The 1,976-nt window shown below is 74.1% G+C and carries 2 protein-coding genes; both read right to left on the bottom strand.

Annotated features, from left to right (window positions below):
* Nucleotides 1–1,456, bottom strand: a 1,456-nt coding sequence (locus GKQ77_RS32135; protein ID WP_219692652.1) for a hypothetical protein, incomplete at its 3' end; no start/stop codon positions are given.
* Nucleotides 1,457–1,519: 63 nt separating this feature from the next.
* Nucleotides 1,520–1,976: tetratricopeptide repeat protein (locus tag GKQ77_RS32130; RefSeq protein WP_219692650.1), on the bottom strand; the 457-nt coding region annotated here is incomplete at its 5' end.

The following is a 1,976-nucleotide window of genomic DNA, read 5'->3' as shown; positions in this document are numbered from 1 at the left end:
CCGCGGGGCCCACCGGAGGCCGCGCGGGCAGGGACTGCGCGGGCACGGAGGAACCGCCTTCGGCGGCGTGCCCGTTGGCGGCACCACCGTTCGCCTGAAAGGAGCCACCGCCCGTGCCGCCCGCGCCACTCAGACCGCCCGTGCCACCGGTGCCGTACGCGCCCCCGGTGCCGCCCGTGCCGACCGCGCCACTCAGGCCGCCCCCGCCACGCGGGCCGCCCGCGCCACCGGACCCGTACGCGCCGCCCGTGCCACCGGACCCGTACGCGCCGCCCGTGCCGCCGGAACCGTATGTGCCGCCCCACGCCGACAGGGAGGGCAGGGCGGCCGCCAGCGTGTCCATGCGGGCGTCGAGGCGGGCCGCCGCGTCCTGCCAGTGGGCGGCCGCCGCGTCCCACCGCTCCGTGGCCTCGCGCATGCCGTCCACCGCGTCGCCCGTGCGGCCGGTGCTCGACACCAGGGCCCGCGAGGCCAGTTCGGTCGCCTTCGCCACCGACTCGGACTTCGTGACGAGCGTCTGCTGCGCGGTGACCAGCGCCTTCAGGGAGGCCTCGACCGTGTCGCCCGCCGCCTTGACGTGGTCGGCGATCCCGCGGGCCGCGAGCGCGTTGGCCTGGCCCGCCTTCGCGGTCGCCGCGGTGCCGTCGCGCAGGGTGGTGTTGATGCGGTCGGCGGCGGCGCCGAGCTTCGGCACCTCCTTGGTGAGGGAGAGCGCCGCGCTCTTCAGGGCGTCCGTCGCCTGGCCCACGGAGGCCGTGGCCCCGCTGAGCGCCTTGTGGCTCCGCTCCGCCTTCGCCGACACGTCACGCATCTCCTTGGCGGCCTCCCTCAGCTCCGCGATGAACTGCATGGGCGACGCGCTGCGGTACGGCGCGAGCAGCATCTGCGTACGGGTGAGTACCGACGCCAGCTCGGCGAGCAGCCGCTCCCGCTCCGCCTCCCGCGCCTCGTCGTCGCGCTCGGAGCGCACCCGCACGCGCGCGTGCCACACCGAGAGCGCCACGAGCAGGGCGATCAGGAGCACGGCCATCAGCGCCACGTTCTCGAACCGGCCCAGCGGCGACAGATGCCCGCCGAAGCCCGTCTGCCACAGCTGGAGGAAGGGGCGCGTCACCTTCTTCGAGTCCTCGGCGGCCAGCTCGCTGTAGGCCCGCACGGCCTCCCGCAGGCCGAACCAGGTGACCAGGAGCGGGATGAAGACGAGCACCCCGAGGACCGCCTCAAGCAGCCGGTCGCGGCGCCCGGAACTCTGTTCGGGGGGTGTCCGTACGCTCTCCGGTCGTACGTACGTCTGTACGAGGTCGACCTCCGCCCAGCTGTCGAGCCGGGTCATCGAGCCCATGTCCCGGTGCAGGGCCGTCAGTTCGGCACCGCGCGGCTCCAGCGCGGGCAGGGCGGCGAGCCGTCTCAACTCCTTGATGATCAAGGCTTTGTCGAGCAGTTGTGCGGGCGTCAAGCGGGTTCCCTCCCTGGCTCACGGGCGGCTCGCGGGGCGGCGCGCGCGGGGCGCGGCGGTCCTCTATCCGAGGACGTCACCCCTGCCACGCCGGTTCCTGCCGTCACGGTTGAGCCGCCGCAACAGCGCCTCGGCGTCGGCGCGTTCAGGATCCCACGTCAGACACTTCCCCAGGGCCTCAATGGCCTCATCCCGTTTCCCGCGCCGGTCCAGTTCCACCGCGTGCCGGAAGGTGCGCTCGGCGAGCAGGCCGCGCACCCGTACGTTCGTCGGGTCGTGGTTGTACGCGCACTTCAGCCACTGCTCGGCGGCGGCGAAGTGTTCCGGTGACATGTCGGCCATCGCGGCCGTGCAGTGCACGTCGATCATCGCGTCCAGCATGTCGGCGCCCGCCGGTCGGGTCGCCGCGTCCTGCCAGGCGATGTGCGCGGCCTGCACGGCGTGGTCGTACCGGCCGAGCGACAAGAACGCCTGGGCGCGGGCCAGTTGCCGCTGGGAGGCGTAGTCGAGGGCGGGGGCG

It is taken from the genome of Streptomyces anatolicus (genome assembly GCF_019400875.1).
GTDB classification, from domain to species: Bacteria; Actinomycetota; Actinomycetes; order Streptomycetales; family Streptomycetaceae; genus Streptomyces; species Streptomyces anatolicus.
This window is presented reverse-complemented; position numbering and strand designations above follow the sequence as displayed.